General features: G+C 72.6%; 20 protein-coding genes, 1 tRNA gene and 2 pseudogenes. 18 read left to right on the top strand and 5 right to left on the bottom strand.

From position 1 onward, the window contains the following. Positions 1-275: 275 nt before the first annotated feature. Positions 276-617, bottom strand: a pseudogene (locus tag ABD067_RS06545) (IS110 family transposase); the annotation flags it as partial. A 37-nt stretch (positions 618-654) separates the two neighbouring features. On the opposite strand from ABD067_RS06545, the gene ABD067_RS06540 reads away from it, so the two are divergent. After that, positions 655-873, top strand: coding sequence for a hypothetical protein (locus ABD067_RS06540; protein WP_343894395.1), 219 nt, complete (start codon positions 655-657; stop codon positions 871-873). 176 nt (positions 874-1049) lie between these two features. Here ABD067_RS06540 and ABD067_RS06535 read toward each other — a convergent pair whose 3' ends face one another. Then, positions 1050-1277: a hypothetical protein gene (locus ABD067_RS06535; RefSeq protein WP_343894394.1), complete on the bottom strand. Its 228-nt coding sequence runs from the start codon at positions 1275-1277 to the stop codon at positions 1050-1052. Here ABD067_RS06535 and ABD067_RS26375 point away from each other — a divergent pair. Next, positions 1201-1419 (top strand): annotated as a pseudogene (locus tag ABD067_RS26375) (DinB/UmuC family translesion DNA polymerase); the annotation flags it as partial. The gene ABD067_RS06535 and the pseudogene ABD067_RS26375 sit on opposite strands and share 77 nt — an antisense overlap. Continuing rightward, entirely contained in the window at positions 1407-1679 is a 273-nt protein-coding gene (locus ABD067_RS26370; protein WP_408871515.1) for a DUF4113 domain-containing protein, read from the top strand. The pseudogene ABD067_RS26375 and the gene ABD067_RS26370, both read left to right, overlap by 13 nt. Before the next feature lie 141 nt (positions 1680-1820). Here ABD067_RS26370 and ABD067_RS06530 read toward each other — a convergent pair whose 3' ends face one another. After that, positions 1821-2339: a hypothetical protein gene (locus ABD067_RS06530; protein WP_343894392.1), complete on the bottom strand. Its 519-nt coding sequence runs from the start codon at positions 2337-2339 to the stop codon at positions 1821-1823. A 118-nt stretch (positions 2340-2457) separates the two neighbouring features. Between ABD067_RS06530 and ABD067_RS06525 the strand changes: the two genes are divergently transcribed. The 7 genes from ABD067_RS06525 to ABD067_RS06495 all read left to right on the top strand — a co-directional run bounded on the left by ABD067_RS06525 (position 2458) and on the right by ABD067_RS06495 (position 9126). Next, positions 2458-2718, top strand: a complete 261-nt coding sequence (locus ABD067_RS06525) for a helix-turn-helix domain-containing protein (RefSeq protein ID WP_343894391.1) — start codon at positions 2458-2460, stop codon at positions 2716-2718. A gap of 306 nt (positions 2719-3024) precedes the next feature. Further along, positions 3025-3885, top strand: coding sequence for a hypothetical protein (locus ABD067_RS06520; RefSeq protein WP_343894390.1), 861 nt, complete (start codon positions 3025-3027; stop codon positions 3883-3885). Between the two features lie 142 nt (positions 3886-4027). After that, positions 4028-4336, top strand: a complete 309-nt coding sequence (locus ABD067_RS06515) for a helix-turn-helix domain-containing protein (protein WP_343894389.1) — start codon at positions 4028-4030, stop codon at positions 4334-4336. 122 nt (positions 4337-4458) lie between these two features. After that, a complete protein-coding gene (locus ABD067_RS06510) occupies positions 4459-6408 on the top strand; it encodes a site-specific integrase (RefSeq protein ID WP_343894387.1) in 1950 nt (649 codons plus the stop codon). Positions 6409-6632: 224 nt separating this feature from the next. Beyond that, positions 6633-7505, top strand: coding sequence for an integrase (locus ABD067_RS06505; protein ID WP_343894386.1), 873 nt, complete (start codon positions 6633-6635; stop codon positions 7503-7505). A 314-nt stretch (positions 7506-7819) separates the two neighbouring features. Beyond that, complete coding sequence (locus ABD067_RS06500) at positions 7820-8086, top strand: helix-turn-helix transcriptional regulator (RefSeq protein WP_343894385.1); 267 nt, start codon at positions 7820-7822, stop codon at positions 8084-8086. Next, the gene (locus ABD067_RS06495; protein WP_343894384.1) at positions 8083-9126 is read left to right on the top strand and encodes a tyrosine-type recombinase/integrase; all 1044 of its coding nucleotides are present in this window, start codon (positions 8083-8085) and stop codon (positions 9124-9126) included. Before ABD067_RS06500 ends, ABD067_RS06495 begins: the two co-directional genes overlap by 4 nt. Positions 9127-9209: 83 nt before the next feature. Here the strand turns inward: ABD067_RS06495 and ABD067_RS06490 are convergent. Next, a tRNA-Ala gene (locus ABD067_RS06490) sits at positions 9210-9285 on the bottom strand. Positions 9286-9404: 119 nt separating this feature from the next. Here ABD067_RS06490 and ABD067_RS06485 point away from each other — a divergent pair. From ABD067_RS06485 to ABD067_RS06475, 3 genes are all read left to right on the top strand, one after another. Then, the gene (locus ABD067_RS06485; protein WP_343894383.1) at positions 9405-9719 is read left to right on the top strand and encodes a YggT family protein; all 315 of its coding nucleotides are present in this window, start codon (positions 9405-9407) and stop codon (positions 9717-9719) included. A 14-nt stretch (positions 9720-9733) separates the two neighbouring features. Then, positions 9734-10603, top strand: a complete 870-nt coding sequence (gene folD, locus ABD067_RS06480) for a bifunctional methylenetetrahydrofolate dehydrogenase/methenyltetrahydrofolate cyclohydrolase FolD (protein WP_343894382.1) — start codon at positions 9734-9736, stop codon at positions 10601-10603. A 629-nt stretch (positions 10604-11232) separates the two neighbouring features. Then, on the top strand, positions 11233-11454 hold the full coding sequence (locus tag ABD067_RS06475) for a hypothetical protein (RefSeq protein ID WP_343894381.1): 222 nt from the start codon (positions 11233-11235) through the stop codon (positions 11452-11454). Positions 11455-11514: 60 nt separating this feature from the next. Here the strand turns inward: ABD067_RS06475 and ABD067_RS06470 are convergent, their stop codons facing one another. Beyond that, positions 11515-12825, bottom strand: coding sequence for an NAD(P)/FAD-dependent oxidoreductase (locus tag ABD067_RS06470; RefSeq protein ID WP_343894380.1), 1311 nt, complete (start codon positions 12823-12825; stop codon positions 11515-11517). Positions 12826-12895: 70 nt separating this feature from the next. Between ABD067_RS06470 and ABD067_RS06465 the strand changes: the two genes are divergently transcribed. The 5 genes from ABD067_RS06465 to ABD067_RS06445 are packed head-to-tail and all read left to right on the top strand — an operon-like array spanning position 12896 to position 18764. Then, a complete protein-coding gene (locus ABD067_RS06465; protein ID WP_343894379.1) occupies positions 12896-13690 on the top strand; it encodes a VOC family protein in 795 nt (264 codons plus the stop codon). A gap of 21 nt (positions 13691-13711) precedes the next feature. Next, entirely contained in the window at positions 13712-15316 is a 1605-nt protein-coding gene (locus ABD067_RS06460; protein ID WP_343894378.1) for an ABC transporter substrate-binding protein, read from the top strand. Positions 15317-15331: 15 nt separating this feature from the next. After that, positions 15332-16309 (top strand): ABC transporter permease, encoded by a 978-nt coding sequence (locus tag ABD067_RS06455; RefSeq protein ID WP_343894377.1) that lies wholly within the window; start codon positions 15332-15334, stop codon positions 16307-16309. Continuing rightward, positions 16306-17136 (top strand): ABC transporter permease, encoded by an 831-nt coding sequence (locus tag ABD067_RS06450; RefSeq protein WP_343894376.1) that lies wholly within the window; start codon positions 16306-16308, stop codon positions 17134-17136. The genes ABD067_RS06455 and ABD067_RS06450 overlap by 4 nt, the downstream gene beginning before the upstream one ends. Next, positions 17133-18764 carry an ABC transporter ATP-binding protein gene (locus ABD067_RS06445; RefSeq protein WP_343894375.1) on the top strand — a complete coding sequence of 544 codons (1632 nt, stop codon included), beginning with the start codon at positions 17133-17135 and terminating at the stop codon, positions 18762-18764. The genes ABD067_RS06450 and ABD067_RS06445 overlap by 4 nt, the downstream gene beginning before the upstream one ends. Positions 18765-18767 lie beyond the last annotated feature (3 nt).

Raw genomic sequence — 18767 nt, 5'->3', positions numbered from 1 at the left:
CCGTCGGTCGCCGCGCGCGACCCGCCCGCCATCGCCCCGGAGCAGCCGCATCGCGTGTTTCCGGTGGTGGCCGTCACCGCCGCGGACTCGTCGAGGATCCGGCCGCGCTCCGCCCGCCCCGAGCACGCGTACCGGGCCGCCACCGCCGCCACCAGCTCGTCACGCGTCGCCATGCTCACCCGCCTCATCCTCCCCTCCGCGGCTCCTTGCCGCTCGGGAGCATTTCAGATGAGGCAACGACTCCTCTGCCGGGAGCAGATCATGTGAGGCAATGCGACCTGCCGGAACCAGCCGGTGCGCAGCATCTGCGCCAAGCCGCGGGCGTCGTTGCGGTCGGTCTTGTGCGTCATCGCCACCATGGCCGCGCGGGCGTGGCGCGCGTCCATGCACACGACGCCGGGCACGCCGAGCCCCGCCATCTCCTCCGCGAGCCGGCCGGCGAGCGCGCCCGTTTCCAGGCCGACGCGCGCGAGCAGCAGGCCGAGGCCGCCGAGCCACGTCGCCAGCGCCTCCGGGTCGCTGGCGACCTTGGCCTCGCGGACGATCTTGCCCTCCTCGTCCACGATGCAGACGCTGGTTTCTTCCAGAGACACGTCCAGACCGGCGTAGTAGCGCATGGCACCTGCTGCTCCCGGATGACCGGCCGCGGGCTCCATGCCCGGCGGGCCGGATTGCACCACCGGGCAGTCTGCCACGCTTGCCGGACTTGGCGGCGCCTGGGGACGGCCCGATTACCCGATCTGCTGCATAGCCCGCACCGCGGAGGCCAAAGCAGCCGGGATCAGGATGGGCGACCCGTGGCACTTGGCGCGGAACCGGCCGGAGGTCCGGGCCGCCCGCGTGGAGTGGTTCTCGTCCAACTACGCGCTCTAGTAAGTTACGTGGAATGCCGGCGCGGAAAGGCCCAACCTCGGTCCAGCGCCGCGATGGAGGGCAGCGATGCCCACGCCCGCCTGGCCGCATTTCCCGCTCGCCGCGGCCGAGCCGCAAGCCCGGTCCTGGCTCGCGCTGTTCGGCAACCTGGGCCGCTCGCCCGCCACCGTCGACGCCTACGGCCGCGGCCTGCTGCGCGTAGTCGGCGCGCGGGCGCAGGCCGAGCTGCGGGGCGTGTCCTGCCTGCCGCTGTCCATGGTGGCCCCGACCCGCAAGGGCGTCGCGGTGACGCGCTCCTTCGGGCGGCCGGTGACGGCCTGGGCGGAGATGCGCGAGGCGGCGGCGCACCACGCGGCGCGCGCCGGCGAGAAGCTGCAGGCGGAGAGGCTGGTGGCCGCGCGCATGGCGGTGTTCCTGCACACCAACCCGCACAACGGCGACCCCTGGCACTCGGCCCAGCACCGCGGGCGGATAGAGGCCACCGCCGACACCGGCGCCCTGGTCGGCGAGGCGGTGCGGATGCTCCGGCCCCTGTGGCGGCAAGGCTTCCGCTACTTCAAGGTCGGGGTGGTGCTGGACGACCTGCGCGACGCGGCCACCGAGCCCCAGAGCCTGTTTCCGACGCGCGAGCCGGCGAGGTCGGCGCGGCTGATGGCGGCGCTGGACGCGGTGAACGCGCGCTTCGGGCGGGGCGCCCTCCGCCCCTCGCCACCGGCATCGCCCGGCCCTGGGGCACGCGGCACGCGCGGCTGTCGCCCCGCTACACGACGCGGCTGGACGAACTCATGGAGGCGAGGGCGTGGTGACCGTGCACGCCCCCGGTTGTCGTCCCGCGCGGCTATGTCCGGGAGGCACCGTCGCCCGGATCGCCTCGGCCCACCTGTCCGGGCCTGGCCGACTCGGGCGGCGCACCACCCACGGGCCCTCGCCGGCGTGCCGCGGGCCGCCTACGGCTCCCGGAGCAGCCGGTCCCGCTGCGCCGACAGGTCGAAGCGCTCCCCGGCGTCCGCCAGCAACCGGCGCCGCATCTCGAGCGTCGGCGCGAACGGGCGCCAGAGCTCCTCCTGGATGCGGAAGCTCTCGTCCTCCTCCTCCGGCGTCGGGCGGCGCAGCAGCGAGAGCTCGGTGAGGCGGGCCTCCAGGGCGGGGTCGGGACTCGGCACCCCCACGCTCCTGCCTTCCGCGTCCAGCACGTCGTAGCGGAACACCAAGAACTCGATGGCGGCCGGGTCCTCCTCGCGCGGGGTAAGGAGGGCGGCGTGCATCGGGCCCGGCCGCGCCCCGGGCAGCGGCCAGCCCGCCATGCTGTAGAGGCGCCACTCCAGCGGACCGCAGGGGAGTTGCGACCACCGGCCCGCGTCCGGGTCCCACCGCCAGACGGTCATGCCCTCGAAGAGCTTGGGCACTCGCCGGGCGAGCCTCTCCCCGTCCGGCAGCTCGCGCGGCTTCGCCTTCGGCAGCGGCATCGCCGGTCCTCCCTATCGGTCCGTCCCGGCCCGCCGGGCGCGCCAAGGCCGCGCCGGCCCGGCACTCTCCCTAGTATACTAGGTCGAAAAGCCGCGGCAACCGGGGCGCCCTGCCGGGATGGGGCGGCTGTCGCTGCGGGGCGTGCTGGCGAAGAACCTGAGGCGGCTCCGGCGCGCGCGCGGCCTGTCGCAGGAGGAGCTCGCCGGCCGCGCCGGGCTGAACCGCAACTACGTCGGCATGATCGAGCGCGAGGAGAACGCGGCCACGGTGGACGTGCTCGAGCGCTTGGCGAGTGTGCTCGGCGTCCGGGTCCCGGAACTGCTCGACGACGGCGACGCCGCAGCGCCTTCCGCGCAGACCCGCGGCGGCGCGCCGTGAGGGATCGTCACCGGCCGCGGCCGGGAAGAGGAGAGCGGCCGCCATGCCCTCCCCGCCAACTCGCTTGACGACAGCGTGTCCGACGGGGGCCCAGACGGGTCGCTCGGGGGCGGGGTGGACGAGTTGCCGCTCAACCACGCCGGTGTGCCGATGCTCTCGTGGGCCGAGCCTGATCCGCCGCGGCCGGAGTTGCCGCCATCGCCCGGGGCGGGCCCGACGGTGCCCCCCTCGCGGCGCTGCTCCGGTTGATGGGACGCAACCGGCTCAACGGCTGACCACGAGGCATTCGTGCCATCCAGGGGGCTTTTGCCCGACCTGGAGCGCGCAACCCGCGACCGTCAGCGAGGCATTGCCGACGCCGGGAATCCGCTTGGGTTCACCATGACAGTTTGGGACTTCGATCCCGCCGTTTGGCTGCGCATCCGGGCGGCGGTCGGGCTGCGGCTGCAAGGCGATCCCGGCGAGGTTTGGGCCCGGATCAACCAAGCTCTCGTCTTCGCCAGCATGGAGCAGCAGCGGCGGTCGCTGCCGACGTTTAAGGAGGTTCGCGACAGGAGGCGGCGCATCGTCGCCGCGGTCGACGCCCTCACGAGTCTGCTTGGCTTTCCCGCCTCGCCGCCGGCGCACCTGCAGGTGGATGCGAGCGCCGCCAACGCAATCCTGCAAGGATTCTTGCGGCTGTCGCATCCCGGAGGCCCCTCGATCTCGGAGAACCGGCGGGGGGACCGCGTGCCGATCCACGAATCCGTGCTCGCGCTGCGCGAGCACTACGGCGAGCGCCAGGACTTGGCGCAGGCGCGGTTCGAAGGGCTGCTGGAGCGGCTCGATGCGGACCTCCGTTCCCTGCGCGAGGGCGTCACGGCATCGATCGGCGGCATCTCGGCGCACGAGGTGCGAGGGTCCAGTCCGGACCTGGCGAAATCCGTGTTCGTCGACTTCGCCGCTGCCGCGTACGAGGTCGCCTACAAGCGCCCCGCGAGGCCGGGCAGCAAAGAAGCGAGCGGCGAGCCGGGGCCGGCCGTGCGCTTCATCGATGCCGTGGCGCAGGAGGCCCGCAAGGCCGACACGATCGGGCCGCCCCACGGCGCATTGCTGAAGGCCGCGCTGCGGATGACGCCGAACACCATCCGCCGTCTCCTCCAGGCCCGGCTGCGGCGGGCTCGGTAAGGGGCGCGAAGCGGCTCGCCAAGCCGGAGCGGATACGAATTGGCGAAACGACCCTCCCGGGGTTTCCCCTGATCGCCGCCTCCCCGAAGCGGGATGCTCTGGCGGGCCGCCATGGGGCGGCGCGGCGGAGGCGGCGATAGAGATGGCGCGCACGGGTGTGGGGGTGCCTCCAAGGACGCGCTCCGCCTCGGCGTCGCTCGGGGAAAGCGGCCACCCGCCGCCGGACGACGCCACCGGTGCCGGCGCGCCGCGGATGCCCGCGTTGCTGTCGGCCGCGGAGGTCGCGCGGATCTTCGGCCGTTCGCGGCGGACGCTCCGCGACTGGGCGCGGGCCGGGCACCTGCGGCCGGTGCGCGTCGGCCGTTCTGTGTTCTTCCGCGCCGACAACATCGACGCCCTGATCGGGTCTGGTGGCCCAAGGGGTCAGGAGGAAGGCCAAGCAAATCCTTAGCAAGTAATAGTGCAAATATTACTGCTTCCATCAGGAAGCTCTAAAGCAAAATGCTTGCACGAACTGCCGCGTTCTGCCACCACGCAAGTAAGAACTAAGTCTCAGACTGGGAGTGTTTTTCAATGAATTTCATTTATGGTTCGGGCATCCCGCAGGCGGCCCTCGACGACGCGACGACCGCGGCGGTGGAGACCGCGGCCGACGCCCTGGTTTCCTCGGAAAGCTGCTCCGGCCTGAATCGAGAGGCACGCAGAGCGTGCGCGAGCGCCGTCCGCGCCGTGGTGCGGATCTGCTGCCCAGAGCTCGGCAGGAAGACGAGAGACGACGTGGCGTTCCTGGCCGCCGCCCGGACCGTGCCGATGGACTGCACCTACCTCAACGAGCGCCTGTACCGCGCTTCGCCCGCGGCCATCGGCCTCCCGCCCCGGTGCCCCGGCGAGCGGCCGCGGCGCTTCGAGAACGTGGTTTCCTTGCTGCGCGGCGTGCTCCGCCGCATGGGCCGGCACGCGCCGGCGCTCCCCCGCGCCCGCGGCCTTGCGCCACCCTGGCGTCCGCTGCACGCCGCGCTGCCCAAACCCCGCCGCAACGCCGTGATTGCCTTCATGGGGTACTGCACCCGGGAGGGGATCGCGCCGGAGGAGGTGGATGGCGGCGCGCTGGACGCCTTCGAGGCGTGGTCCGTGGCCTGGACCCTCCACCGCGACCCGCACGGGCGCGCCCGCCGCACCGCGTCGAACTGGAACTGGGCCGCCCGGCACATCGACGGGTGGCCCGCCGCGCGGCTGGACCGGCCCGGGATGCGGGACGAGTACAGCCCGCCGCTCGAGGCCTACCCGGCCTCGTTCCAGGAGGACGTGGAGAAGTTTCTCGCGCGCCTCGCCTGCACGGACGAGCGCGAGATCTTCCCGGACGACGTCGCCGCCCCGAGGACCAGGAGCCCGCGCAGCCGGCGCCGGCCCTTGAGCCCGCGCACCGTCGAGACGCGGGCCGACCAGATCCGTTGGGCGGCCGCGGCCCTGGTCGGGACGGGGCACTCGCCGGAAAGCCTCCGGACGGTGCGCGACCTGGTGCAGCCGGCCGGCCGCGTGCGGGACATCCTCGTCTTCCATCGGCGGCGCGCACTGGAAAGGCGAGGCATCGACGCCGGCGCCGCGGACGCAAAGCGGCTCGATGTCAGGACCACGCACCTCGCCGGCATCGCCGACGTGGTGCGCCAGATCGCCGTGTACCACTTCGAGGACGCGCCCGAGGGGCCGCTGCCCGAGGCGGACGTGGCCAGGATCACCGCCTGGGCGAACAGCGTCGCGCCGGAGGCGCGGGTCACGATGACGGACAAGAACATGCGGCGCCTGCGCGCCCTGGTCGAGCCGCGCAACTACGCCCTGCTGCTGCACTACCCGAAGGCGCTGATGAAGCGGGCGGCGTCCGTCCAGGCGGGAGGGCCCGACCGGGAGCCGAACTCCAGGTCCGCGGCGCTGCTGGCGATGTACGCGGTGGCCCTGGAGATCCTGACGGTCTGCCCGCTGCGCCGCGACAACCTCGCGGGCCTGCGGCTCGACCGGCACCTGCGCCGGGCGCGCCCCGGCGGCCTGGTCGGCGACATCCATCTGGCCGCCGAGGAGGTGAAGAACGCGGAGGCGGTCCATTGGCCGCTCGCGCCCGGGAGCGCCCGCCTCGTCGAGGAGTACCTGCGCAAGCACCGGCCGCACCTCGCGGAGGCCGGCAACCCGTTCCTGTTCCCCGGCCGCGGCCCGCGTGGCCGCGGGGCGCAGGACTTGGCCATCGGCCTGACCGGACTCGTCGAGCGGGACATCGGGGTGGAGTTCAACCCCCACCTGATGCGCCACTTCGCGGTGCTGCTCTACCTGCGCGCGCACCCGGGGCAGTACGAGGTCGTCCGGCGCATCCTCGGCCACAGGAAGGTCGAGACGACCAAGACCTTCTACGCCGGGCTGGAGGGCGCCGCCGCCGCTGGACGCCACCAAGCGGTGGTGTGCGACGAGCGGCGGGCGACGCGCCTGCTGGCGGCGGGTGCCTTCGCCGGGGACCGGCGCGGACCGGCGGGGGCCTGACGACGATGCGCCACTCCCCTGCCCCGCGTTGCGATAGGGTTCGGCGTGTCCCCGACTGGCCGGCCTTCGACCGCGAGTTCTTGGAAGCCGGTGTAGCCCCCAGGGACCAGCTCGATGGCCCGTCCCTCGCCGCGGGACTGAAGCCTGTCACCATCCGCAACGCCGTTCGAGGCTATGGCCGCTGGCTGGCGGTGCTTGACGCCTCGGGGGATCTCGATCCTGCCATGCCGCCCGCCGCCCGCCTTACCCCCGCGAGGGTGCGGGCCTACCTCGGCGCGCTCCGGGCGGCCGGCAACGCCAACAGCACCATCGTGACCCGGTTCTTCGAGCTGCGGTCGGCGCTGCGCATCATGCAGCCCGAAGCCGATCTCCGCTGGCTGGTATCGCCCAAAGGCACCCCGCTGCGCGTCTTGCTGCCGGCCGGGCGGCGGGCGGTGGACGTGCCCAATAGCGCCGTGCTGTACGCGTGGGGGCGCGACATGATGCGTGACGCGCTCCGCCGGGAGCACCCGACGGTGCGTGCCGCCCGCTACCGCGACGGGCTGCTGATCGCCGTCCTGGCGGCCGTGGCGCCCAGGATACGCACGCTCGCCGCGACGCGGATCGGGTGGCACCTCTCCCGCCACGGCGGCTGTTTCTGGCTCGCCTATACGTCCGCGGACGTGAAGAACCGGCGGGTGATCGAATACCCGCTCCCGCCGGAGCTGACCTCCTGCGTCGAGCGCTACCTGGAGGTCGAGCGGCCCAGGCTGCTCAAGGGCCGGCAACACGACTGGTTCTGGGTGAGGCGCAGCGACGGCGCGGGGATGAACGAGAGCGACATCGGCAGCCTCGTCCGATACGCGTCCAAGGCGCGCTTCGGCACGGCCTTTGGGCCGCACCTCTTCCGGCACGCCTTGGCGACCACGGCGGCGAGGCTGGATGCCTCCAACCCGGGGCTCGCCGCCGCCGTGCTCGCCGTCTCCGACGCCGTGGTCGACGCGCACTACAACCTGGCCAAGCAGGAGCACGCCGCGCGCGACCACGTCCGGCTCATCGACGAGGAACGGCGGCGGACCCGCCTTCTCGCCGGGCGGCTCTTCGGCTCGCTCGAATGAACCGGGTCGGGGCCATTCGACCGCTTCATGGAGGTGCAGGATGGAGGAGGAGCACCGAATGATCGGCAAGGGACGCATCAAGATGCCGCTTGTGCCTAAGCAGATAGCTGATCTTACAGGCCGCCTTGGACCGAGCCATCGGCGGGTCTGGAGCGCGTGCGTGGACGGGGGAACCCCGGCCCAACCCGGCGCCAGCGGCTCCTGGGCCGTACAGAGGACGACCTGCCTGCCATCGCTGCGGCGTTCGGCATGCCCCTGAAGATCGCCGCTTCCGCAATGGCTGCTTGACCCACTCACAGCGAAGGCGCCCAGGCGTGGCTGGTTCACCTGCATCCCGGCGTCCGGTCATCAACGGCTGGACACCGCGCGGGCTGCCGCTGACGGCAACCGCGCTTTACGTCGGTTTAGGGAAGTCGACGTGGCTGGAACTAGTGGAGAAGGGCGACGCGCCCGAGGGGGTTTTCCTCACGCCAGGCCGCAAGGTGTGGCTGCGCGAAGATCTCGACGCTTGGTTGGATGAGCGCGCAGCGCGGGAGCAAAATCGGAAACGCACCAACACGTGGGAGGACTTCGAGCCATGACCCGTGTGAAGCTGCTCTACGTCAACCGGATGCGCGACCGCCACGGCAAGGTGCGCTTCTACTTCCGACGCCACGGGAAGCGGACGCCCCTGCCCGGCCTCCCGGGATCGGCCGGGTTCATGGCCGCCTATCAAGCGGCCCTCGCCGCCAAGCCGTCGCCGGTGGCCACCGGGCAGGACGCCAAAGGGACGTTCTCCGCCCTGATCGCCGGTTGGTACGGGAGCGCCAGTTTTAAGGGCAACGCCCCGGGGACGCGGCGGACTTACCGCTATGACGCCGAACGCTTCCGGGAAAAGCATGGGCACCGGCTGGTGGCGGACCTCAAAGCCGAGCATGTCGAGAAGATGATGGACGCGAAGGCCGAAACCCCGGCCGCCGCGAACAAGCTGCGCCAGTTCCTGCGCCAGTTGATGAAGCAAGCCGTCAGGACGAAGCTCATCACCGCCGACCAGAACCCCATGCGGGGCATCGAGCGGCTGAAATCGAACAACCCGGACGGCTTCCCACAATGGGAGGCGGAGCATCTTGCGCTTTTCCGAGCGCATTGGCCGATCGGCAGCAAGCCTCGCGTCGCCCTGGAGCTCCTGCTCTGCACCGCCGCCCGCCGCAGCGACGCGATCCGCCTCGGGCCGCAGGACATCCGGGACGGCGCGATCTACTTCCGCGCGCAGAAGACCGGCGATGCGGTCGGCGTCCCGATCAGCGCGGAACTGCGGGAAGCGCTGGACGCCATGCCCGTCCGGCCGCTGCGCGTCTTCATCGCTACTGAGTACGGCAAGCCTTTCACTGGCAACGGCTTCTACAACTGGTTCACGGCCCGCGCGCGAGAGGCCGGTGTCCCGAAGGGCTTGGGCGTCCACGGGCTCCGGAAATCAGCGGCTTGCCACCTCGCGGAACAAGGGTTCACGGTGCCGGAGATCGCGGCGCTGGGCGGGTGGAAGACGCTCGCCCTGGTGCAGCACTACATCCGCGGCGTCGATCGCGCCCGGATGCTGAAGAACGCCATGGCCCGGCAAGCGAGGCTGCAAGCCAAGCCATGACGAAAGGGGTTGGCAAACCGAGTGGCTCCGGTTTGCCAACTAGGCGACTAACCACTTGAAAGGATTCAATATGTCTCGCGGGATGGTGGAGCTGAGGGGAATCGAACCCCTGACCTCGTCATTGCGAACGACGCGCTCTCCCAACTGAGCTACAGCCCCGCTCCGCAGCGGCGGTTAGTGCCTCCGCGGCGGCCTGGAGTCAAGGCGTGCGGGCGGCGCCTGCTTGTCGCGCCGTCCCCCCCTCTATAGGGTGCCGCCGCATTCGCACGGGACGACCGATGTATCTGCTGGACGCGGTTTTTTTCCTGATCAAGGCCCTGCTGGACCTGCTGTGGTGGGCGGTGCTGCTCGCCGCCATTGTCCAGACCCTGATCGCCTTCAACGTGCTCGACACGCGCAACCGCGTGGTCTGGACCATCGCTGACTTCCTGTACCGCGTGACGGAGCCGCTGTTCCGCCGGGTGCGCGGCTTCCTGCCGAATCTGGGCGGGATCGACCTGTCGCCGTTGATCGTGCTGCTGCTCATCACGGCGACGAGCATCCTGGTCAACGCGGTGCAGCGGCAGATGATGATGGCCGGCGTGTACGTCTGAGCGCCGCCGCTTCCGTGGCCGCCCCTGCCGCCCGCGTCATAGACGGCAAGGCCGTCGCCCAAAGGTTGCGCGCCCGCGTCGCGGAGCGGGTGGCGGCGCTGCCGTTCCGGCCGGGGCTGCGCGTGGTGCGGGTGGGCGACGACCCGGCGAGCGGCGTCTACGTCCGCAACAAGGACCGCGCGGCGCTGGCGGCCGGCTTCGACAGCGAGACCGTTTTGCTCCCGGCCGACGTGCGGGAAACGGCGCTGCTCTACCTCATCGGCGAACTGAACGCCGACCCGGCGGTGGACGGCATCCTGGTGCAGCTCCCGCTGCCGCCGCAGATCCGGCAGGAGGCGGTGGTGGACGCCATCGACCCGGCCAAGGACGTGGACGGCTTCCACCCGGTCAACGCCGGGCTGCTCGCCACGCGCCAACCCTCGCTGGTGCCCTGCACGCCCAAGGGGGTGATGCACCTGCTGCGGGAGGCGGGGGTGCCGCTGGCCGGGGCGCGGGCGGTGGTGCTCGGCCGGAGCCAGATCGTCGGGCGGCCGCTGCTGCAACTGCTGCTGGACGCGGACTGCACCGTGACGGTGGCGCACTCCCGCACGCGGGATCTGCCGGCCGAGTGCCGGCGGGCGGACGTGCTGGTCGCCGCGGTGGGGCGGCCGGAGATGGTGCGCGGCGACTGGGTCGCGCCGGGCGCGGCGGTGATCGACGTGGGCATCAACCGGCTGCCGGACGGGCGGCTGGCGGGCGACGTGGCCTTCGCCGAAGTGGCGGGGCACGCGGGCGCGATAACCCCGGTGCCGGGCGGCGTCGGGCCGATGACCATCGCCTGCCTGCTGGAGAACACGCTGGACGCGGCGCTCAGGCGGCGGGGGGAGGCGAACGGCGGCGGCTGACGCGGCGGCGGCGCCTGCCTCGGGGCGTGGCTCCGCCGCTTTTGCCGCATTTGGACAAAAGGCCAGGCCGGGGCTTCGGCAGGCCGCTTCGCGCCCGCGGGCGTGCACGCCGACGCGACCTTGGCGTCCCGCGGCGCTGACTTTGCTGTTTTCGGACAAAAGGCCGAGCCCAAGCAAAAACGATCGGCGGCCGGGTAGTAGAGCCGGGGCGGGCGCTCCGCTCCGCCGCTTTCGCGCGATGCGGACAAATGCGCGGGGCGCGGGCGCCTGTCGGGTCGGACGAGGGAGGAGGAGCGTCGGCGCCATTCGAAGAACATAGCAAGAACTGTCTTGAAATTGCAAGTTTTTCAGTGCGTTGTACCTGTTGCCGGCACCGCGGCGTGGTTGCCCGGTGGGGTGTAGGAGGCGCCGTGGGGGGGCACGGGGGCGGCCGCATCGATCGGGGACGCCGCGGCGAACCGGACCGCCTTGAGGAAGGCGCCGCCGGCGCCATCCGCGCCACGACGGGAACTCGCCAGGATGCGCAAGCCTTTCCCCGTGAGCCGCGCCGGCGTGCCGCCACGCCGCGGACACCACGGCGCCGCTTTCCCGGTCCAGCCTCGCTGCGTTCGGCGGTCCGGGAGGAGGACATGCGACACGGGAAGCGAAGCCGGGGTTTGCGACCGGTGCCGGTGGCGGCGGCGTTGGGCATCGTGCTCGGCGGGTGCTGCTGCGGCCCGCGCTACTACGGCGACACCGGCAGGGACCATTACGGCCCCATGATCGGCCCCAACGCCCCGCCATCCAGCGTGGAGTACGACCGCGCGCTGTCGCGGAACTCCCGCACCCAGAGCTCGTCGGCGCGGCACTGACGGGACCGGGCGCGGCAAGATCGTGCCTCGAAGGCGGGGGCGGCCGGCGTCGCCCGCCGGTCACGCCACCTCCCGCGCGTCGCGCCGGCGGTAGGCGAGCAAGGCGAGCGGCGGCGCCAAGCGCCTCGCCAAGCCGTGGAAAGGCACCGGGCGCGGTTCGCTGAAGGGCAGGGCCAGCGTGTCCGGGTCGGCGCCGCGGGCCGCGGCGGCCAGTTCGCGGCCGAGCGCCACCGAGAGCGCCACGGCGCGGCCGTTGCAGCCGGCCCAGGCGAAGGCGTCCGGGCCGAGGCGGTGGATGCGGGGCAGGAAGTCCCGCGTCATGCCGACGTAGCCGTTCCACACATGGGTGAAGCGCATCTCGCCGAGCTGGGGCCAGATGCGCTGGAGGCGTTCGCCGATATAGGGCTTGAGGCGGTCGGCGCGGTTGAAGGGCGCGGCGAGGGCGCCGCCGGTGACGAGGCGGTTGCGGGCGTCGTAGCGGGCGAACCAAAGCTCGCCGTGGGTGTCGCTCATGGCTTGGCGGCCGGGGATGATGGTGCCGCGCAGGTTGTCCGTCACCGGCTCGGTGGCCATCTGCCAGGACAGCACGGGGACGACCTGCCGGGCGACGTCCGGGCGGACCTTGTCGGTGAATTCCAGGCTGTAGGCGTTGGTGGCCAGCACCAGGGCGCGGGCGCGCAGCTCGCCGCCGCCGTCCGTCCGCACCACCCAGCGGTCGCCTTCGCGTTCCAGGCCGGTGACGGGGCTGCGGGCGAAGACGCGTCCGCCGGCGCGCAGCGCGGAGCGGGCCAGGCCGCGCGCCAGGGCCAGCGGGTTGACGTGGCCGCCGGTGCGGTTGAGCCAGCCGCCGTGCCAGGCGTCGCTGCCCAGGAGGTCGCGCGCGGCGGCGCGGTCCAGCAACTCCACCTCGGCGCCGACGGCGGACCACTGGCGGACGCGGCGCTCGGCGATCTTCATGCGGCCGGGGCTGTGGACCGGCTGCACCCAGCCGTTCTGCTCCGCCTCGGCCTCGATGCCCTCCTCGCGGGCGAGGTCGAACAGGATGGAGGCGGAGTCGCGCAGCAGGCGGACGAAGCGCTCGCCGGCGGCGCCGTGGCGGCGGACGATGTCCTCCGGGTCGGGGCGCGACAGGGTGGGGATGACCTGGCCGTTGTTGCGGCCGGAGGCGCCCCAGCCGGGCTCGGCGGCCTCGACCACCGCGACGTCCACGCCGGCGCGGCGGAGGTGCAGGGCGGTGGAGAGGCCGGTGAAACCGGCGCCGACCACCGCCACGTCGGCCGCCTCCGCGCCGCGCAGCGCCGGCAGGTCGGGGCCGGGCGGCGTCACGGCGGTCCACAGGCTGGGCGGCCAGACGACCTTCGTTTCGGGCATGCTGTGGTCTCCGGGCGTGTCTTGCGGCGCAGCATCGCCCGCGCCTACCGTTCCGGCAAAGGAGACGGGAATGCTGCCGACCATCGACGGGCTGGACCATGTCGTGATCGCCGTGCGGGATCTCCAGGCCGCCGCGGACGAGTGGGGGCGGCTCGGCTTCACCGTCTCGCCGCGCGGCCTGCACAGCCCGCACATGGGCAGCGGCAACCACACCATCATGTTCGGCGAGGACTACGTCGAGCTGCTCGGGGTGGTGACGCCCCAGCCGCACAACGCGTCGATGCGGCGCTTCCTCGAAGGGCGGGAAGGGCTGGAGCGCTGCGCCTTCACCACGCGGGACGCTGCGGCGGGCGTGGCGGCGTTGCGCGAGCGCGGCTTGGCGGGCGTCGGGCCGATCGAGTTCGGGCGGCCGGTGCCGGTGCCGGGCGGCGGCGAGACGGAGGCGCGCTTCTCGGTGTTCCAGTGGCCGGAGGAGGAGGCGCCGGGCGGCGTGCGCGTCTTCGCATGCCAGCACCACACGCGCGAGGCGGTGTGGATTCCGCAATTGCAGCGCCAGGGCAACGGCGTGACCGGCATCCGCCGCGTGCTGGTGGCGGACGCGGACCCGGACGGGGCGGCGGCGCACATGGCGCGGCTGCTCGACGGCGAGGCGCGCGCGGACGGCGCGTTCCGGGTGGTGGAAACGGGGCCGCGCCGCGCCGGGATCGCCTTCGCGCCGCGCGGGGCCATCGCCGAGGCGTACCCCGGGCTGGACGCGGACGACATGCCGGAGCGGGGCGGCGCCGGGCTGGTGCTGCGCACGGCGCTGACCCGGCCGCCGGCCGTCGCCACCGGTTGCGCGCTCGTCTTCACCACCGACCGATGACCCCCCACGGAGAGCCCGGCCATGAGCGGACCCACCCGCCGCGAAACCCTGCTGCTCGCGGGCGGCGCCCTCGTCGCGTCGCCCTTCGGCGCCTCCGCCCAGGAGCAGCCGCGGCAGGGCGGCGCGCTGACCGTCCACTTCGCGACGGAGCAGCGCATCCTGAACCCGTCGCTCCAGGCGTCCACGGGCGTCTACATCGTCGGCGGCAAGATGCAGGAGCCGATGCTGGACCTGGACGAGGCCGGCAACCCGACGCCGTGCCTGGCCGAATCCTGGGAAAGCGCGCCGGACGGCAGGACGCACGCCTTCCGCCTGCGCCGGGGCGTCACCTGGCACGACGGCAAGCCCTTCACCTCCGCGGACGTGCAGTTCACGGCCATGGAGATGTGGAAGAAGATCCTCAACTACGGCACCACCTTGCAGCAGTACCTGGCGGCCGTGGACACGCCGGACCCGCACACGGCGGTGTTCCGCTACGAGCGGCCGATGCCGCAGGGCCTGTTGCTGCGGGGGTTGACGGACCTCGGCTACGTGTCGCCCAGGCACGTGTACGAGTCGGGGGGCGACATCCGGCAGAACCCGGCCAACACGGCGCCGGTCGGCACCGGGCCGTTCCGCTTCGTGCAGTACGAGCGCGGCCAGCACATCATCGCCGAGCGGAACCCGAATTACTGGCGCCAGGGGATGCCCTACCTCGACCGGGTGGTGTGGCGCGTGGTGACGGACCGTTCCGCGGCGGCGGCGCAGATGGAGGCGGGGCAGATCCTGTTCAGCCCGTATTCCTCGCTGACCATCGCCGACATCCAGCGCCTGGGGCGCGACCGCCGCTTCGAGGCGACCACGCGCGGCAACGAGGGCAACGCGCGCACCAACACGCTGGAGTTCAACTTCCGCAAGCCGGAGCTGGCCGACCTGCGCGTGCGCCGCGCCATCGCGCACTCGCTGAACATCCCGTTCTTCATCGAGAACTTCCTCGGGCCTTTCGCCAAGGCCGGCACGGGGCCGATCCCCTCCGTTTCGACCGACTACTACCCGGAGGGCGCGGCGCCGCCCTACGCCTTCGACCGCACGCTGGCGAACCGGCTGCTGGACGAGGCCGGGCACCCGCGCGGCGCGGGCGGCGCGCGCTTCTCCGTGCGGCTGCACCCGGCGCCCTGGGGCGAGGACATCGCGCTGTTCTCCACCTTCATCCAGCAATCGCTGGCGGAGGTGGGCATCCGCGTCGAGATCGTGCGGCTGGACGCGGCGGGGTTCCTGCGGACCGTCTACAACGACCACGGCTTCGACCTGGCGACGGGCTGGCACCAGTACCGCAGCGACCCGGCGGTGAGCACCACGGTTTGGTACCGCTCCGGCAGCCCGCGCGGCGCGCCCTGGACCAACCAGTGGGGGCGGACGGACGAGGAGATCGACCGGATCATCGACGCTGCGGCGACGGAGGTGGACCCGGCGAAGCGCAAGGCGCTCTACGCCGACTTCGTGAAGCGCGCGAACGAGGAGATGGCGCCCTGGATGCCGATCGAGCAGATCTTCATGTCGGTGTTCAACCGCCGCGTCCGCAACGCCGGCAACAACCCGCGCTGGGCCTCGTCGTCCTGGCACGACACCTGGCTGGCGCCCGCCTGATGCGGCGAGGGTGACTTGCGCGTCCTGCCGCTGGCGCTGCGGCGACTCGCCGCTTCCATCCCGACGCTGCTGCTGATCCTGGCCGGGCTGTTCCTGCTGCTCCAGCTCGCGCCGGGGGACACGGTGGACGCGCTCATGGGGCAGATGGGCGGCGGCGACGCGGCGCTGGCGGCGGAGTTGCGGCGGTACTACGGCCTGGACCTGCCGGTGATGGCGCGCTTGGGCGACTACCTGTGGCGGCTGGTGCGGCTCGACCTCGGCTTTTCCGCGATCTACGGCAAGCCGGTGGCGACCGTCATACTGGAGCGGCTGCCGGCGACGCTCTTGCTGATGACGGCCTCGCTCTCCTTCGCCTTCGCGGCCGGCATGGGGCTCGGCGTGCTGGCGGCGCGGCGGGTGAACCGCTGGCCGGACACGCTGATCTCGACGCTCGGGCTGGTGTTCTACGCGACGCCCTCCTTCTGGTTCGGGCTGATGGCGATCGTGGTGTTCAGCGTCCACCTGCAATGGCTGCCGGCGGGCGGCTTCGGCGACGTGGCGATGGGCTACGAGGGGTGGGAGGCGGCGCTCGACATCGCCTGGCACCTGGTGCTGCCGACGCTCACCCTGGGGCTGATCTTCCTGGCGATCTACCTCCGCATCATGCGCGCCTCCATGCTGGAGGTGCTGTCGCTCGACTTCGTGCGCACGGCGCGGGCGAAGGGGCTGACGGAGACGCGGGTGGTGGCGCGGCACGTCTTGCGCAACGCCCTCCTGCCGATGGTGACGCTGATCGGGTTGCAGGCGGGCACCATGCTCGGCGGCTCGGTGGTGGTGGAGAGCGTGTTCGCGCTGCCGGGGCTCGGGCGGCTGGCCTACGAGAGCGTGGTGCAGCGGGATCTCAACACGCTGCTCGGCATCGTCTTCGTGTCGGCGCTGCTGGTGATCGCGGTGAACTTCCTCGTGGACCTGCTGTACGCGCGGCTCGACCCGCGTATTCTGTCCGGCCGATGAATCCTTGGCGCCTGTACCTCCGCAGCCCGACAGCGGTGCTCGGCGCGCTGCTGGTGCTGGCGGTGGCGGCGATGGGGCTGCTGGCGCCGCTTCTCTACCCGGACGACCCGCTCGGCCTCGCCGGGCGGCCGCTGCAATGGCCGGGCGACAACCCGCGCTTCCCGCTCGGCACAGACCCGTCCGGGCGGGACATCGCGGCGCAGATCTTCCACGGGGCGCGCGTGTCCTTGCTGATCGGCTTCGCGGCGACGCTGATCGCGGTGGCGATCGGCATCGCGGTGGGGGCGCTCGCAGGCTTCTACGGCGGCGCGGCCGACACGGCGCTGATGCGGGTGACTGAGGCGTTCCAGACTCTGCCCAACTTCCTGCTGCTCCTGCTGCTGGTGGCGGTGTTCGGCTCCGACCTGCGGACCATCACGGTCGGCATCGGCCTCGTCTCCTGGCCGCCTGTGGCGCGGCTGACGCGGGCCGAGTTCCTGACGCTCCGGACGCGGGAGTTCGTGCAGGCGGCGCGGCTGCAAGGGCTCGGCGACGCCCACCTGATCCTGCGGGAGGTGCTGCCCAACGCGCTGCCGCCGGTGCTGGTCTACGCCAGCGTGGTGATGGCCGTCTCCATCCTGCTGGAAAGCGCGCTGTCCTTCCTCCAGCTCTCGGACCCGAACGTGCCCTCCTGGGGCAACCTGATCGGGCTCGGGCGGAACGTGCTGCGGACGGAGTGGTACGTCTCGGCTATCCCGGGCGTCGCCATCCTGCTCACCATCCTCGGCGTGTCGCTGGTGGGGCAGGGGCTGAACGACGCGCTGAACCCGCGGCTGGCCGGGCGTTGAGCGCGCTGGACATCGAGGCGCTGACGGTCGCGCTGCCGCCGGGCGCGGACCGGCCGCACGCGCTGCGGGGCGTGTCCTTACGGCTCGACGCCGGCGAGATCCTGTGCGTGGTGGGCGAGAGCGGGTCGGGCAAGTCGGTGATGGCGATGGCCGCCATGCGCCTGCTGGCGCCCGGGCTGCGGGTGGAGGCGGGGCGCGTCCTGCTCGCGGGGACGGACCTGCTGGCGCTCTCGGAGGAGGAGATGCGCCGGGTGCGCGGCCGGCGGGTGGCGATGGTGTTCCAGGAGCCGATGACGGCGCTGAACCCGCTGATGACGGTGGGCGACCAGCTCGCCGAGATGTGGCGCGCGCACACGGACCTACCGGCGGCCGAGGTGCGGGCGCGGAGCGTGGAGGCGCTGCGCGAGGTGGCGCTGCCGGACCCGGAGGGCGCGCTGCGCGCCTTTCCGCACGAGCTGTCCGGCGGGCAGCGGCAGCGGGCGATGATCGCCATGGCGCTGGCGCTGGAACCGGAAGTCCTGATCTGCGACGAGCCGACCACCGCGCTAGACGTGACCACCCAGGCGCAGGTGCTGGCGCTGATCCGCGACTTGCAGCGGCGGCGCGGGACGGCGGTGCTGTTCATCACCCATGACTTCGGCGTGGTGGCGGAGATCGCCGACCGCGTGGCGGTGATGCAGCACGGGCTGCTGGTGGAGGAAGGGCCGGTGTCGCGCGTGCTGGAGGCCCCGGCGCACGAGTACACGCGGCGGCTGCTGGCGGCCGTGCCGCCGTTGCGCGCCCCTGCCGTGCGACGGGCGGAGGCGGGCGGGGCGGCGTTGGAGGTGCGGGGCCTCACCAAGGTCTACGGCGCAGCCGGGCTGTTCCGCCGCCGGCGTGCGACGCGGGCGCTCGACGGGGTTTCCGTGACGCTGAAGCGCGGCGCGACGCTGGGCGTGGTGGGGGAGAGCGGGTCGGGCAAGTCCACCCTGGCGCGCTGCGTGGTCGGGCTGCTGGCGCCGGACGGCGGCGAGATCCTGGTGGACGGGGCGCCGCTGCCGCGGGCGCGGGCCGAGGCGGCGAAGCTGGTCCAGATGGTGTTCCAGGACCCATACGCCTCGCTCAACCCGCGGCGGCGCGCGGGCGAGCAGGTGGCGCAAGGGCCGGTGGCGGCCGGGGTGCCGCGGGCGGATGCGGCGGCGCGGGCGCGCGAACTGTTCGAATTGGTGGGGCTGGACCCGGCGGCGGTGTCGCGCTTCCCGCACGAGTTCAGCGGCGGGCAGCGCCAGCGCATCGGCATCGCCCGCGCGCTCGCCATGCGGCCGAAGGTGCTGGTGGCTGACGAGCCGGTGTCGGCGCTCGACGTCTCGGTGCAGGCGCAGGTGCTGGAGCTGCTGCGCGACCTGCGGGCGCGGCTCGGGCTGTCCACGCTGTTCATCACCCACGACCTGCGGGTGGCGGCGCAGGTCTGCGACGAGGTGGCGGTGATGAAGGACGGCGCGGTGGTGGAAGCGGGGCCGGTCGCCTCCGTCTTCGCCGACCCTCGGCACGGCTACACGCGGAGCCTGCTGGCGGCGGTGCCGGGGCGCGAGGCGCCGGGCTTGGGCGGGGGCCGACCGGCGCCTATGCTCTCCCCCGCAGGGGAGTGAAGC

The sequence above is a fragment of the Craurococcus roseus genome, assembly GCF_039523795.1.
Taxonomy (GTDB): Bacteria; Pseudomonadota; Alphaproteobacteria; order Acetobacterales; family Acetobacteraceae; genus Craurococcus; species Craurococcus roseus.
This window is presented reverse-complemented; position numbering and strand designations above follow the sequence as displayed.